This window comes from Desulfoluna butyratoxydans (assembly GCF_900699765.1).
Classification (GTDB): Bacteria; Desulfobacterota; Desulfobacteria; order Desulfobacterales; family Desulfolunaceae; genus Desulfoluna; species Desulfoluna butyratoxydans.
The window spans coordinates 1-13,647 of the sequence record NZ_CAADHO010000012.1 but is presented as its reverse complement, the minus strand read 5'-3'; the positions used below and the strand labels follow the sequence as shown (position 1 = coordinate 13,647).

14 protein-coding genes are annotated in these 13,647 nt (G+C 47.4%); 7 read left to right on the top strand and 7 right to left on the bottom strand.

What is annotated here, in order from left to right:
* Window positions 1–49: 49 nt before the first annotated feature.
* The 3 genes from MSL71_RS22940 to MSL71_RS22930 are packed head-to-tail and all read left to right on the top strand — an operon-like array spanning window position 50 to window position 1,598.
* Window positions 50–574, top strand: coding sequence for a helix-turn-helix transcriptional regulator (locus MSL71_RS22940; protein ID WP_180145603.1), 525 nt, complete (start codon window positions 50–52; stop codon window positions 572–574).
* 47 nt (window positions 575–621) lie between these two features.
* Window positions 622–1,074, top strand: a complete 453-nt coding sequence (locus MSL71_RS22935) for a helix-turn-helix domain-containing protein (RefSeq protein WP_180145600.1) — start codon at window positions 622–624, stop codon at window positions 1,072–1,074.
* Window positions 1,074–1,598 carry an ImmA/IrrE family metallo-endopeptidase gene (locus MSL71_RS22930; protein ID WP_180145597.1) on the top strand — a complete coding sequence of 175 codons (525 nt, stop codon included), beginning with the start codon at window positions 1,074–1,076 and terminating at the stop codon, window positions 1,596–1,598. Before MSL71_RS22935 ends, MSL71_RS22930 begins: the two co-directional genes overlap by 1 nt.
* 189 nt (window positions 1,599–1,787) lie before the next feature.
* Here the strand turns inward: MSL71_RS22930 and MSL71_RS22925 are convergent, their stop codons facing one another.
* Window positions 1,788–2,867, bottom strand: a complete 1,080-nt coding sequence (locus MSL71_RS22925) for a S1 family peptidase (RefSeq protein ID WP_180145581.1) — start codon at window positions 2,865–2,867, stop codon at window positions 1,788–1,790.
* 77 nt (window positions 2,868–2,944) lie between these two features.
* Complete coding sequence (locus MSL71_RS22920; RefSeq protein WP_180145577.1) at window positions 2,945–3,904, bottom strand: hypothetical protein; 960 nt, start codon at window positions 3,902–3,904, stop codon at window positions 2,945–2,947.
* A gap of 956 nt (window positions 3,905–4,860) precedes the next feature.
* On the opposite strand from MSL71_RS22920, the gene MSL71_RS22915 reads away from it, so the two are divergent.
* The 4 genes from MSL71_RS22915 to MSL71_RS22900 are packed head-to-tail and all read left to right on the top strand — an operon-like array spanning window position 4,861 to window position 8,059.
* On the top strand, window positions 4,861–5,601 hold the full coding sequence (locus MSL71_RS22915) for a ParA family protein (RefSeq protein ID WP_180145574.1): 741 nt from the start codon (window positions 4,861–4,863) through the stop codon (window positions 5,599–5,601).
* Window positions 5,598–6,647, top strand: coding sequence for a ParB/RepB/Spo0J family partition protein (locus tag MSL71_RS22910; protein WP_180145571.1), 1,050 nt, complete (start codon window positions 5,598–5,600; stop codon window positions 6,645–6,647). The genes MSL71_RS22915 and MSL71_RS22910 overlap by 4 nt, the downstream gene beginning before the upstream one ends.
* Before the next feature lie 10 nt (window positions 6,648–6,657).
* Entirely contained in the window at window positions 6,658–6,927 is a 270-nt protein-coding gene (locus tag MSL71_RS22905) for a helix-turn-helix domain-containing protein (protein WP_180145568.1), read from the top strand.
* Window position 6,928: 1 nt separating this feature from the next.
* Complete coding sequence (locus tag MSL71_RS22900; RefSeq protein ID WP_180145565.1) at window positions 6,929–8,059, top strand: tyrosine-type recombinase/integrase; 1,131 nt, start codon at window positions 6,929–6,931, stop codon at window positions 8,057–8,059.
* Window positions 8,060–8,664: 605 nt separating this feature from the next.
* On the opposite strand, the gene MSL71_RS22895 is transcribed toward MSL71_RS22900, so the two are convergent.
* The 5 genes from MSL71_RS22895 to MSL71_RS22875 all read right to left on the bottom strand — a co-directional run.
* The gene (locus tag MSL71_RS22895; protein ID WP_180145563.1) at window positions 8,665–10,686 is read right to left on the bottom strand and encodes an acyltransferase family protein; all 2,022 of its coding nucleotides are present in this window, start codon (window positions 10,684–10,686) and stop codon (window positions 8,665–8,667) included.
* A gap of 676 nt (window positions 10,687–11,362) precedes the next feature.
* Entirely contained in the window at window positions 11,363–12,238 is an 876-nt protein-coding gene (locus MSL71_RS22890) for a hypothetical protein (protein ID WP_180145561.1), read from the bottom strand.
* A complete protein-coding gene (locus tag MSL71_RS22885; RefSeq protein ID WP_180145559.1) occupies window positions 12,214–12,909 on the bottom strand; it encodes a hypothetical protein in 696 nt (231 codons plus the stop codon). Before MSL71_RS22885 ends, MSL71_RS22890 begins: the two co-directional genes overlap by 25 nt.
* Window positions 12,906–13,385, bottom strand: coding sequence for a baseplate complex protein (locus MSL71_RS22880; RefSeq protein WP_180145557.1), 480 nt, complete (start codon window positions 13,383–13,385; stop codon window positions 12,906–12,908). Before MSL71_RS22880 ends, MSL71_RS22885 begins: the two co-directional genes overlap by 4 nt.
* The coding region (locus tag MSL71_RS22875; RefSeq protein WP_218951119.1) for a hypothetical protein at window positions 13,382–13,647 on the bottom strand (266 nt) is incomplete at its 5' end. The genes MSL71_RS22880 and MSL71_RS22875, both read right to left, overlap by 4 nt.

Genomic DNA, 13,647 nt, shown 5'->3' with positions numbered 1-13,647 from the left:
TGGCAATAATCTGTCAACCTATATTACGGCCAAGAGGAGGTTGTTAAGGATGTTGCTATCAGCTATATTCGTTGACATGAATACTCCCATATACGACAAATGGTTAAATTCCTTCAAAAAAGTACTCAAAGCCCAAGGCTATGGGGCTCAGTCAAAGCTTGCTGAGAAAGTCGGAAAAACCGTTAAACATATCAGTGATATTAAGGTTGAGCGGAAACGCGCTTCTTTAGAGCTACAGGAAGAGATTGCAAAGGCCCTGGGGTACACGTACCAGGAACTGATCGCTCTTGATGATCCTGTAATCGAGAAAGAGCCCTTCCCGAATTACGGTCAAGTGATGAGGCTGCCTTTAGAGGAACGGGCCTGGGCCATTGCAAGAACTGCTGCGGAAAAGTATGGCATAACAGGCTTTATGTCCTTTTCCGGCGGGCGGGATGCAAAAGAAAAACCTGAGCTTATTCAGCGATTTTTAAACGGTGAATTCAACGAGGAAGGATTTTATAAAGAGGCATGTCTTTTCTTTGAAGCCATGGAAGAAAGAATAAAAGCCGAATTTGCAAAGCGAGGCTTCTGATAGATTCTGCAGAAATAATAAAGGAAGATGTCGGGCGTCGCCTGCAGGTGCTATTCAAGGATAAAGGCATTTCTAAAGCTGAGATCCAGAGGCGATTGAGGTTGAAAAGCTGGGATACGGTTCACAAATGGACCAAGGGAAAATACATCCCAAAGGGCAAAAACCTCATCCAGCTTGCCGATATACTCGAAGTTTCAACCGACTATATTTTATTGGGCAGAGGGGACCATGACAATGGTCCCTTTTCTCGTTATACCGAAATAATGAAACTCCCGGTCAAAGATCGTGCCTGGCCGATTGCCCAGGCCGCGGCTGAAAAATGTGGCATCGCAGGATTCATGTCATTCATTGAGGGAAATGGTGGACATGAAGCTCCGACTTTTATTCAACGGTTTTTGGATGGCGAGTTCAACGAGGAAGATTTTTATAAGGAGGCGTGCAGGGTTTTTGAGGAGATGGGAAACACAATTAAGGATGAATTTGCAAAACGAGGGTTTTAGTGAGCTCCATTTATAGAGAAATTTTTGACCTTGAAAAAAACTGGCACGGCTTCAACAAAAACCCTTTTTCCAAAACTGACCTTATTGAATTGGCAGAGAGAAACAACATCGTCGTGTTGAAAGATCACTCTGTCAAAAACGCATGCGTCTTCCACTACGAAAAAAGAAAAGTGGTTCTATACAACCCACACCTACCAGAGATCGACTTCGCTCTATCCCTTGGACATGAACTCGGCCATATTGGCCTTGGCCACGTGACGCCCCACAGCGAACCCCTCCATGCTAACTATTTATCCAACTCCAGCATGGAAAAAGACGCGGGTATCATCGGCTTCCTTTTCTGGGCACCAACCACTGATTTATATCGAATGGATAGGGATGGGAGACTCAATATTGAAGAGATCTACAATCATTGCCGAAACCATAGATATGGTGATGTTGAAGGGGTAGATCTTGAAAAGCTCTGCAAATCCCGTTTAAGAATTTACAATGCGTTAAAGCGGTCAAGAAGGCCGCATTTCTGAAAGTGTCTTAGAATCAACGATTATTCGATTGGGAAACAGCCTACAGCTAAAGTTTAGCACCTTCATCCCACTGTGTCAGGATTGTTGCAACCTCTAAATTGTCACCAACTACCTTCAACCGAAATTTAACGTATGGGGCCAAACAAAAATAGCCCACTGATTATCCAGTGAGTTACCTCGACACTATGATCAATTGATAATTTGGTTTTTTTTAGAAGAAAGCTCTCTGTAACCATATTTTAAGAAAAAATCTCTTACAGCCTCGGCTGCTTCAACTAATAACGAAGCTGGTGGGTTTTCGAGTGGTTGAGAAATCAAAACAGTCTTTTTCGACATCGATTCAATTTTATGAATTGGTATTATTGCATTGAATATTTCATAGGCTGGCTGCAATAAGCTTCCATCATTACAGACGAACTCCATATAAACATCTCTATCGTTATCATAAACATACACACAGGCATTATAGAGCCTCGAATTTAAACGCCCAAGTTTATCATTAACCATTTTTACTTCGATCAACGTTTCTTCATCTCTGTATACTCTATGCTTAATTAAATCGAAACTAAAATATTCAACAGATAGATTAACAGCTGAGTCAATAGATAAAACGCTCATATATCCAGTTTCAACTAAGGAATCGCTACTGCCTAAACTCTCAGTGACAAGCCCTAATGCAAATCCAGACGTAGATAATGCTACGCCACCACTGAAGCCTCCGCGAGCCATTGTAGACATTACGAAATGTGCGTATCTTGAATGCCGTACGTCAATTACGGCATTTACTTGGCCTGTTGCAACTACTTGGTTTGGTGTATTTGTAAATGGTATTGGTGGATAACCAATAATTAAAGCATCTGACAACACAAAATTTGTATCACTAATTTCATGACTTGTGTGGGAGCTTATCTTAACCTTCGGAAATAAGGAACTTTTTGTATCAACCTTAAATACTGCCACATCTTCGTCTTTGTCCACGTACGGTCCTTCGATTATATCAAGTACCATTGGTTCAATCGATATTGTTTCAGCACCGTTGCCTGCTTGAATATCATCCTGTATTAACACATATCTCTTTGTTGTAGCGACTTCCAAAATTTTCTTATGCTCTATTACATGTTTTGCCGTAACAAAAAGCCCATCACCGATATGAAACGCTGAACCAATAGCTTCATTACCCTCATCGTCACTAACAGCAACATAAGCAACAGCTGCTGCGTAATTAAGGTATAATTTTTGTATTTCTGTTATATTATTTTCTAATATCATGACAACCTAATCAACTTTCAATATAGCGCAAAAGCTCAATCGACACTATAAAACAACTACACTACGATTATGTTCTATCATAAGGATTTGCCCGATTGTTCAGTTGTAATCAACAATTCACCACTTTCAGTTCTTTCTTCGATCAAACTATTTATCTTTTTTATATTCTTATTTAAAGCATTTATTTCAGAAGTTAAATTCATCACTAATTCATTCGATGAATCGATAGGTTCTTTTATTAACTCAATATTGTTTTTTTGTTTTTCAACATCTTTAAGTAAGCCTTTCAAAAGAGAACTCTGGGCTGTAAGTTCCTCTGTCGACTTGATGGTATTTGTATCGATACTTTCCATAATCTCCATTGATTTTGATAGTATTCCACTTTGTTGGTTACTATTAGCGACTTCTTTAAAGTGTAAAATAGCGGCCAAAATAAAACCACTTAGCCCAACAGTACAACTATATTTTAAAACATCCATACTTGCTGAATAAAATCGTGGGGTATGAGCAATATTGTCTGCAACATATTTTTTAAAGTACCTCAAAAAAAAGCACATAATTGCTTGGATAAAGTTAGGGCTCCCGTCTATCGATGTTTTTTCGGTAAAGGCTAATAGATATTTAAAATGTTTCTTGGATCTTGTAACCAATTTATCAGGATCGCGTAAGGTATCTAAAAAATAAAATTGCTCATAGTATTTTTGGTTGTCTGTTCCTCCTGGATACAAAAGACATAAAACATGTCCCTCATCAGTTCGATGGTAAACCAAAGATGCCCCATAAGCCGCTTCGAGTTTTGTTTGTGGGCGGAAACCGTCAGCCATTTCTATTGATCGTTGAAATGGTTTCGGGCCGAAGAAAATTTCAACTTCTTTTTTGTTAAGACCACCGTGTCGTCCACCCGGGCATATTACAAATGGGAATTTTTTTTTGAGGTTTTGAAATCTCTTTTCACTTTCACTATATTTTGTAAACAGCTTATCTGATTTAGCGAAAAACTCATCAAAACTTTTAATTTTATCTATTCGTTTTCTCAAAATAGCCTCATTTATATTTTTAAATATAGTATTCTAATCGAAGCACATCCCTACCAACGCCCATCACTTTGGCATAACTTTGGAAGCGTTCCTCCCAATAATAAGACATAAAACTTAAATTGCATAAATAAGCTTTGCTCCATACTCAATTCACTTAAACAGCGGTTCATTTCCCATACAATAAACATAGCTCACTACACAAAGCAACAAATGAAAAACGAAATATATTCTTTCTAAATTTAATTAAAATAGCATTTCAAGCATCTCTAATATAAGGTTTTCATATACATGATCTTCGTACTCAAACCCAAGCCATCCTCTCACTTTCTAATGAAAGACATAGTAGGAAGAACGATTAACCCAAACTTTCAATAAATATGTCCACAATATTTTGACCCGCCCCACATTTCCCATCGCTATCAACAAAAAAACTCAGCATCAAATTAATCCTCTACATCTATATACATTCTTTCCCAAATATTTTCGTTAGAATCTCCCAGCGCTTTGTCAGGAACAGCCTTCTTAAGGCCATTTTTCAATATGATATAAACATGAAACAATTTTTATTACCGACAACCACTACGGCTACCAGACACATCAAAATATTATACAGCTACCTACCAGGCATAATTTTATTGACACAATATAGCCGTTGGCAATATACATTAGCCATATACTCGCACAGAACCAAGCGCGAAAGGTGGCCAAAACAACTCAATATCAAACCCGACCAAAGTGAAAAGGCCGGAGGAACAGACAAAGACACCTGATTTTTTTTGAGCAAACGACAAAGTCCATTACCATCCCACTATTGGTGGCCCCCATGACGAGAACGAATACACCATTCGAGCCATCCCCAACATGGGCGGGATACGCAAACTCGTCTGGCTGGTGGGAAAGGCCAAGAGTGTATCCATTGAATCGTTGGGCTATGTAAAAAAGGGAGAGCTGAAAAAATGAACATCACCTGCATCACAAACCAAAAAGGGGGCGTGGGCAAAACCACCACCGCCATCAACCTGGCCGCCGGGCTCTCACTGGAGGGAAAACGGGTTCTCCTTGTAGATCTGGATCCCCAGGCGAACCTCACTAGTGCAGCCGGAGTCTTTGCTTCGGGCTGCGCTTACACAACAAGCCATGTGCTCCACCAGCAGGCGGGGATCCCCGAGGCGGTGGTGAAGGATGTCCTGGGCGGCCATGTGGATCTGCTCCCGGCGGACGAGACGTTGAAGCGTGCTGAAGATCTGTTGATCCCGGAGCTGTTCTCCGAGTCCCGGCTGGCCAAGGCTCTCCAGGGGCTGGGCTATGACCACGTGCTTCTGGACTGCTCCCCTTCCCTGGGCCTACTGACCGTCAACGCCCTGGTGGCGGCCACCCATGTGTTGATCCCCTGCGACTACGGGAGTTTTTCCATCGGCGGGATCGCCAACATCCATAACAAGATCGCAGAAATCGGCCTTGCCGGAAAGACCGTGCGCCTGTGTGTCACCATGTACCGCAGCACCACCACCCGCACCAATGAATGGGCGGAAGGCGAGCTGGCGCAATACCGTGAGATCATGCTCAGGACAAAGATCCGTAAAACAGAGCCCTTGCTCCAGGCGGCCATCGAGGAGCAGAGCATTTTTCAATTCGCGCCAAAGGGGATCGGGGCCGAGGACTATGCCGCCCTCACCGAGGAGTACCTGGCCTTATGAAAAAGCTCGGAGCCAACAAAAAGGTGAAGATCGCCGCCGGGTTCGGCGGGGAGTCCGGGACCTCATCCCATGAGCTTCTGCCCCAGGGCAGCTTCCTCAACGTGCCGGTGAATGCCCTGAAGCCAAACCCGTACCAGCCCCGGCAGGTCTTCAACCATAAGGAGCTGGAGGCCCTGGCCGAGTCGATCCGGTACCAGGGCGTCATCACCCCCTTATGCATCTTCGTTGAGAAGGATCAATACTTTATTGGGGGCGGTGAGAGGCGATGGAGGGCCTCCAAGATGGCAGGCATGGCCACGGTGCCCTGCTACGTCACCACGGGGAGTCCGGCGGAGATCGGCCTCATCGAAAACATGTTCCGGCAGGACCTCACGCCCATGGAAGAGGCTGAAGCTTATGCCCGGATGCAGAAAGAGTTTAAGTACACCCACCAGGACCTTGCCCGGGTTGTGGGCAAGTCCCGCAACAACATCACCGAAACCCTAAGCCTGAACAAGCTGCCGGAGACGATCCGGGAAAAATGTCTACGCGTAGACATCTCAAAACGTGCCCTCATCGCAATCTCCCGGATGGAATCCCCGGAAACCATGGAGGCGGCATTCAACCAGGCCACAGGCATCAGATCAAACGAGACGGATGAACCGAAACAACCCAAGGCGAAGATCTCCAAAGCCACCAGGGCCACCGCCCGGGTGGAGAAGCTGACGGACGAAATCCGAAAGGTGAATCTGACCGAATGCAAGCCGGATGAATCCGCGGCCCTGGTCCTGGCACTACGGGACCTAAAAACGGAGCTTGAACGGATCCCGAACATGGCGCTGTCCATGATGAACCAGGAGGAAGGGCCTCTGAACCTCACCGGCTCCTGCCGGGTCAAGCTCCTCAGAGCTGGTTTTCGGATCTTCCGGACACTGGACTACGACAAGGCGATCAAAGAACTCAGCCACACCGGCGGCTGGAAGCTGGTGAGCAAGCATAAAACAAAGAAAGCGATGAACGAGGCCCTGGAGGAACTCCTCCGGGATCCCATGTGCATAAGAGATTAAAGGAGGAAGCATGCCGAGAATTGACAATGAACAACTGGAAGCGCTGGCGGACATGGTCGCCATGAAGGTCAAAGAGACGGTTCAGGAGGCGGGAGCCCAACCCAAATGGCTGACCATGGAAGAAGCGGTGGTGTACGCCAAGACCAGCATGCGCAAGCTGCGCACGTGGGTGGATGAGGGGTATATCTACGGATTCAAGCGAACGGGCCGGTATGTGGTGGACCGTGAGTCCATCGACCAATGGTACAACTCAGAACGTTTAGAGATCGGGGGCATGTAGAATGGCTGTGAAGGCAAATTACCATACTACCCTTGCCCACCTCTGGAGACATCCGACATACGGAGGCTTTTTCGCGGAATGGGAAGAGGCCAAGCCTGCCATGTCCAAAAGCAAGAGCAAAGGCAACACAAGGACCCGGCGGAAGGCTCTCTGCCTTCCCGGGAACAGCCGGGCCACAAAAGACCCGAAGCTTGCAAAGAAGCTTCTCAACCAGTTCAACCAGCAGCTCCTCATGGGAAAGGTAAGAACCAAGGATTCCCTGATGGAAGTTGCCTGGGGGAATTACAAAGAGGAACTCCTTGATTACATCGAGGCGACCCGGGCCGATGGGACGTTCAAGCTGTATCAACAGGCCCTGAACAAAGCCAGCGAATGCTGGGGGGACCACACCGTCGTCAGCGAGATCAACGGGCGCCATATCGACCGGCTTACCAGCAGCCTTCTTCAGGACGGGTTGTCCTCGGCCTACGTGGCCAAGGTGTATCGGCACGTCAAGGCGGCCTTAAAAAAAGCCACGGAATGGGGCTACGCCAAGCCATTGATCTTTCCAAAGGCACCGGCGGTTCCCAAGACGGTGCGCTACATCCCAATCCCAGAGCTTACCGAGATCATGGAGAAGATCGAAGACCCGGAATTTTACGATTTCTGCACCCTCACGGCCTACCTGGGGCTGCGTTCCGGTGAGGCTCTCCGGCTTACGCCCCAGGACATCGACAACCCCAAGGGCTTCCTGCGGATCTCAGCCAAGCAGAAAAACCGGCAAGAGTCCCGGGTTCCCATCAACAGCACCGCCAGGGATGTCCTGGAGCGCTGCATCACCCGGATGGAAAAGGCCCCCGTGCGCAAAACCCTCTGGAGATGGACGACCGTCACATATATCGGGCAGATGTTCAAACGAGCCGCACGGGCCGCCGGATATGAAAAGTACCACTTCCATGACCTCCGCCACACCTTCGCCAGTGTCATGGCCATGCAGGGCGAACCCCTCAAGGCCATCCAGGAGCTAATGCGGCACAAGTCCATCACCTCCACCATGGTTTATGCCCATCTTTCCCCGCAGCACCTGGTCGAAGCGTCGGAAAGGTTCACATTGGGGCCAATCCAGCCGCCCAAAAGCCCCGACGATGAATAGCCCACTTTACTTTGAAATATTTAAAAATATTGATGACAGTTTTTTACCATGTAGCATATCATCAAACAATGTTTTAACAAATTGTTGCACGTTCAGTGCAAAACATTGCAGTACTTCACAAACGACTAAATACTACAAAATCTTAGCCGCACATTTCCCGTAAGTTCCCAGCCCCCCGAAACTATACGGAAACTTTACGGGAACTGTACGGGAATAGCGTAATGACAAGCATTTTGGGACCTATTCCAGAACATTTAGCCAAAAAAAAGGGCCTCTCGATTTAATCGAGAGGCCCTTTATAATTCCCTGAAATTCAATGATTTTTATGGTACCCGGAACGAGAATCGAACTCGTACAGCCTTGCGGCCGAGGGATTTTAAGTCTCTTTGAAGAACAAATGATATCAGATGGATACATTTTACTGTAACGAAACTGTAACGATAATTGATCATTCAAAGGTTTTACAACGGGGCTCAGCACCACCCGATATTTATTCTGGACAATCCAGGTGTGTTTGGGATGGCTGCTCCCTGAAACTTTTTTTATCGCAATACGCCAGAGAGTCTAAGGGGGATGGCGAAACTCAACAGGTTTAATACAAAGCATCAAACTTTATTATTTATAATATCCAAGATTTCATCCCTAAAATATCTTATGACTTTTATTGACCCTTCTTTTGATAAATGTGATTCATCTGTGAAATAAATGTCATTTCCAACAACAGGATGACAGGTTCCATCAGGGCAAAAAGCGTCGTATGGATTTAAAAAGTAGATATCCTTTGTGTTAGAAGCATACTCAGATAACATTTGATTACCTTTATAGCCGAACCCAATTTCCTTAGGGAACTCGAAATCTTTTTTAATCGGTTTTATATATTCAGGTCTTGTAAAGCAATCTATCATTAATTGTCTATTTGTCCCTGGAACGCTACCAATAATTATCAATTTTCTATCACCAATAATCTTTTTAAGCTGATTTAGCTGATCTATAACTACTCGGTAAGCTTCAGGACTTGACCCAAGGTTAATCTTTTTTTTCGGGTTTAGTGTGCCGGCCCTCTCTAACTGATAACTCCAAAATTCACTAATAATAAACGTAGAATCCGGATTAGCCTCAGCCTGTTTTAATGCTCTTTCAAGTGCGTTGGGACATAAATTATCCCAGTCACGCCCTGGGGTCATTCTTGTTAGATTAGGGAGTATCAAGCAGCTAGTTGAGCTTATGTATATCTTCTTTTTGAAGGGAAGGCCAATTTCTTCATATAAACCGTTAGTATAGTGCCGAGCATGACTATCGCCAATGAGAACAATGTCTGGGGGTGAATTTTTCTCTCCCAAAAAACCAGTAGAGGGGAATCCAACCCCACCATATAGATCCTTATGAAACTGTGTAGAACCTTTTTCGATAGACTTAGCGATAGCGTCAGGTATATTTGAAATCCTCCAACTCCATCCGCCATTAAACCAAATATGAACTGAAATGATCAATATAGTACCAGCTATCGAGGCACAACTGCCGACGAATTTTCGAGGTGTCATGAAATTGAATAAAAACGAACCCCGGCGGAAAGGAACCTCGACAAATTTATACATCAGAAACCCAAAAAGGAAAGAGGCAATTATGATTGAAATTTGCTCTTTCTGAGTAAGGGGTGCTTGTGAATAATATTTGTAAAATACTACAATTGGCCAATGCACAAGATATAACGAGTAACTTATCTTTCCAATTGTAACAGCAATAGTGTTTCTTAATATTCTACCACAGAAAGATGTTGCGCCTCCGTAAATGACTAATACAGCACCTATACAAGGTATTAGCTTATTAATAGAAGGATATAATGTGTCTTCTGAAAAGTTAACCACAGAATAGCATATCAACCCCATACCCAAGATAAATAAAGGTTCTAAAAATACTTCATTATTAGGTCTATAATTTATAGCCCACACAAGAATTGCACCAAAAATAAACTCTAACACACGAAAAGGCGTTAGAAAAAAAATACTTGAGCTACTTTCTTTGAAAACCCCTGACAAAAGAGGGAATAACTGTGTGATTTTTGATGCAATTGAAGCCTCAAAAATAACATTAAGAAACAGACTTACAAGTCCGATTGTAATAAGGAAATAGTGAAGAGTATTCAAATTTCGTTTTTTGATATAAGTAGCTAACGCTAAAGGCCAAATAAGATAAAACTGTTCTTCGACACTCAAAGACCATGTATGCAAAAGGGGCTTAACCGCTGCGGAACTGTCGAAGTATCCGCTTTCATTCCAGAAAAAAATATTAGAAGTTGCAATTACTGCAGAACCAAGAGACCCGCTAAATTGTTTAAAGTCGTTAATAGAAAATAACAAGAACGCAAAAATTAAGCTTACACCTAAAGTACAAAATAATGCTGGAAGTAGTCGCCGTGCTCTGCGTAAATAAAAATTTGAAAAACTAAACGTTTTAGTTTCTGCTACTTCATCAATAATAAGTCGCGTTATTAAAAAACCGCTGATAACGAAAAAAACATCAACACCTAAAAACCCACCTCTAAAATTTTCAAAATCTACGTGGAAAAACAGAACGCTAATAACTGCCAATGCGCGTAGGCCGTCTATGTCAAGTCTATACTTATCCATTACTGATGCTCAATGCCTTATAGAAAGTAGATTAGGTAATCTCATGCCTGCAACGAAAGGTGCAACTCTTTATATCCAGAAATCATCTTTATGCCAATTATTTTCCTAAAAACCTTTTGGGTATATTCAACAGAGCTACCAAAACGGTATAAGCTTAATTATCAGCAACATAAACCCATTAAATCTGTATCTTAAGCCAACTTGAATTAAATAACAAAAAGGGCTCGTATAATTTTGCAGAGGCACTTTTACAAGCAAAAAAACAGCATATCCCAAAATTACAACAATTTAAACAAATATCAATTTCAAGCAACCCAGCGTGATTGCCGATAATGCCCACCATCTGTAGCGATTTCTTGCAAACGTTGCAATCCACCTAAATCTATTGAGCTCCAGCCTCTACAGCTTTTAAGCTTACATTGCATCCACCTCATTAGTTGCAAAAAAACGCCCCAAACCTATCGAAGGTGAGGTGTGGAGGAGTGAAATTTTTCCCGGGTCTGGGATTTTTCACAGATGGCGGGGCTTTGGGCGGTTTCCCGTCAGCGCTAAAAAAACGGCACGGGGATTTCGCCTGTGCCGTGGGCTGAGAAGCCCGTTGTTATTGGGGGGTCAGAGATTCGAGGTGTGGTGGAAGGAGTGGTGCCGGCGGCTAGATCAGCCGCCGGTTTGCGTTTTAGCCCTGGAGGGAGTCGATGTCGGATTTTGCAACGCCCACGGTGGTGGCCTTGGCTGCCACTGTGCCGGCTGCGGAAGACTGACCCACCCCGGGGTGGGTGTGGCTGGCCAGGGCGGCCAGGGCATCCTTGATGGCGCCCAGGGCACCGGTCAGGGTAGGCAGAAGAGAGACGCCACCCGGGGCCCCGATGGTGATGGCCGGGGCGGCCAGGGTCACGGCGGCGGCGTTGATGGCCTTGGGGCCGGTGACGGTTTCGGTGGAGGATCCGCCTACGGTCTCGGTATGGCTGCCGGAGACGATGACCGTCTTCTCCCCGGATGATTCGGTGCGGGACCCGCTTGCGGTATCGTCCACGGTCTGGGCCTGAAACTTGCGCAGGGCCGTGGCCACCTCCTCGATGTTCCGGGCGGCGTCCAAGATGTCCTGGTCTGTTTTCCGCTCCCAGTTGCCTGCGGCATCGTGGAGCTGGTGAACACCCGGGCGCTGTTGCCAGAGTCCGGAGCCATCCGGCACGCCCGGCATGGAGAGCCCCATGGGGTAGACGTGCTGGATCACCGGGTGATCGGGGCGGCCCTCGACCCACCGCACGGTGACGATGGTGCCGGGCCTGGGCCAAAGAAAAAGCCCGGCGTCGGGCCCTGCTGCTGGCACAGGAAGGGGCACGGCTTCGAATCGGGGGAAGTCCGGGGCGGGCTCGCCCTCGGGGGTCAAGATCTCGATGTCCGCCGCCCAGTAGGGCCGGAACCGGTCACAGGTCGCCCCGGCCACGGGCGGGTCGGAGATCTTCACCACCCGGGCGTACCGGTCCAGGTGATAGCCTCCGGAGAGCTCCGGGAACATCCGGAGCACTATGCGTCTAATCGCTTCGCGCATGTCACCACCATAAAGTGTTCTTTGAGTTGCAGGCTTGTGATGTACTGCCCGTTCATCTGCACCCCGGGCCGCAGCCCGGGAATAGCTTGAAGTGTCTTGGTGCCGTCGAGCTGGACGTCCTGGAAGAAGGTCTCCGGCACGGTGAAGGGCTTGTCCGCCCACCGGCTGTCCTCCCAGGCGCCCACGAAAACCTGGCCATCGCCCTGCTGCTGCCAGATGTAGTTGGGGATAGCAAACACGGCGCCCATGGAATCAAGGCCATGGATGCCGTTGGCGATGGTCTGGAAGGCCGGGCACGGGGTGTCTGCATAGCCCGCCTCCGGAACCACAAAGGAGAGCCCGGTTTTCCGGGCGTAGACGCCCAGCACGTCCCGAAGAGAAGCATTCCGGATCGACACGGGCAAGGAACCCCACAGCACCGCCGAAAGCTCCCGGCAAAAAAGGCGCTGCTGCCTGGCGTCCACCGTGTGGCTTCGAACCACAAACCCGGTGAAAAACGCCACCGGGTCCTTCCGGGCATCGCCCATGGCCATCTCCACAATACCTGAAAGGGGCTTATCGCTGATCACCGTGAAGTCGGCCCGGCCCGGCGTGGAGATATCCAGGCTCACGTGCTCCCGGACCAGGGGCACCGGTTGCCCGGCCACCATCACTATCTTCTCCAGCTTCACGTCAAGGCCTCCGCGTTTTCCAGAACATCATCAAAAGAATCAGCCCCACGGCCATTCCTCCACGATGCCTGAAGCTTCACCGGCTTGCGCACCTCCACCCGCTCCGGGTTGCTTTTGCACTCCCTTAGAGTAAAGGAGACCTTCCACATCTGGAGCCCACCTGCCTCCTCCCAGTTCACATGCTCGGCAAACTGCACCTGGCGAATCCCCACGGCATTGGCCGTGGGGTGGGTGATGGTCCAGATCTTTCTGGCCCCCTCCTCGCTCAACGTCTCCGCGGTCTGGACCAGGCCCCCCAGGTCCGTGGCCTTGGTAAAAGGGATCTGAAGCGACACCCGAAGGATCTTGGGCTTGGTCCCCTTCTCCACGGCATCGGTCCCCGATGTCTCTCCCGCGATATCCTCCGTTCGGAACTCCAGATTGCCCTTCACCACCAAATTCTTGCCCGGTACCTTAAAATCATCCAGTTGCATCATGGGGCTGTGTACCTCGTGGGTTTGGGGGGTTGTTCGGGCCAGGGGACGCCCCCTTCAGGCCAGGGCCAACCGGGCTGGCCTGGGAGGTCGCACAGGGCATCGGCCCAAGCGTGCCAGGCGGCGCGCTGGGCTTTGTAGTGGGCAAGGGCGGCGGGGTTGTCTTCGGATGAGTCGATCCAGCGGGTGAGCTGTTGGGCTGCTGGCTGGTATTCGACCTTGAGTTTGTCGTCACGGGTTGCACGAATTTGCATTGCCGAATTTT

What these genes read in the sequence shown, in the direction of transcription:
- MSL71_RS22940 (WP_180145603.1), top strand. Translation starts at nt 50, where the DNA reads ATGTTGCTATCAGCTATATTCGTTGACATGAATACTCCCATATACGAC.
- MSL71_RS22925 (WP_180145581.1), bottom strand. Translation starts at nt 2,867, where the DNA reads ATGATATTAGAAAATAATATAACAGAAATACAAAAATTATACCTTAAT.
- MSL71_RS22915 (WP_180145574.1), top strand. Translation starts at nt 4,861, where the DNA reads ATGAACATCACCTGCATCACAAACCAAAAAGGGGGCGTGGGCAAAACC.
- MSL71_RS22910 (WP_180145571.1), top strand. Translation starts at nt 5,598, where the DNA reads ATGAAAAAGCTCGGAGCCAACAAAAAGGTGAAGATCGCCGCCGGGTTC.
- MSL71_RS22905 (WP_180145568.1), top strand. Translation starts at nt 6,658, where the DNA reads ATGCCGAGAATTGACAATGAACAACTGGAAGCGCTGGCGGACATGGTC.
- MSL71_RS22900 (WP_180145565.1), top strand. Translation starts at nt 6,929, where the DNA reads ATGGCTGTGAAGGCAAATTACCATACTACCCTTGCCCACCTCTGGAGA.
- MSL71_RS22895 (WP_180145563.1), bottom strand. Translation starts at nt 10,686, where the DNA reads ATGGATAAGTATAGACTTGACATAGACGGCCTACGCGCATTGGCAGTT.
- MSL71_RS22890 (WP_180145561.1), bottom strand. Translation starts at nt 12,238, where the DNA reads ATGCGCGAAGCGATTAGACGCATAGTGCTCCGGATGTTCCCGGAGCTC.
- MSL71_RS22880 (WP_180145557.1), bottom strand. Translation starts at nt 13,385, where the DNA reads ATGATGCAACTGGATGATTTTAAGGTACCGGGCAAGAATTTGGTGGTG.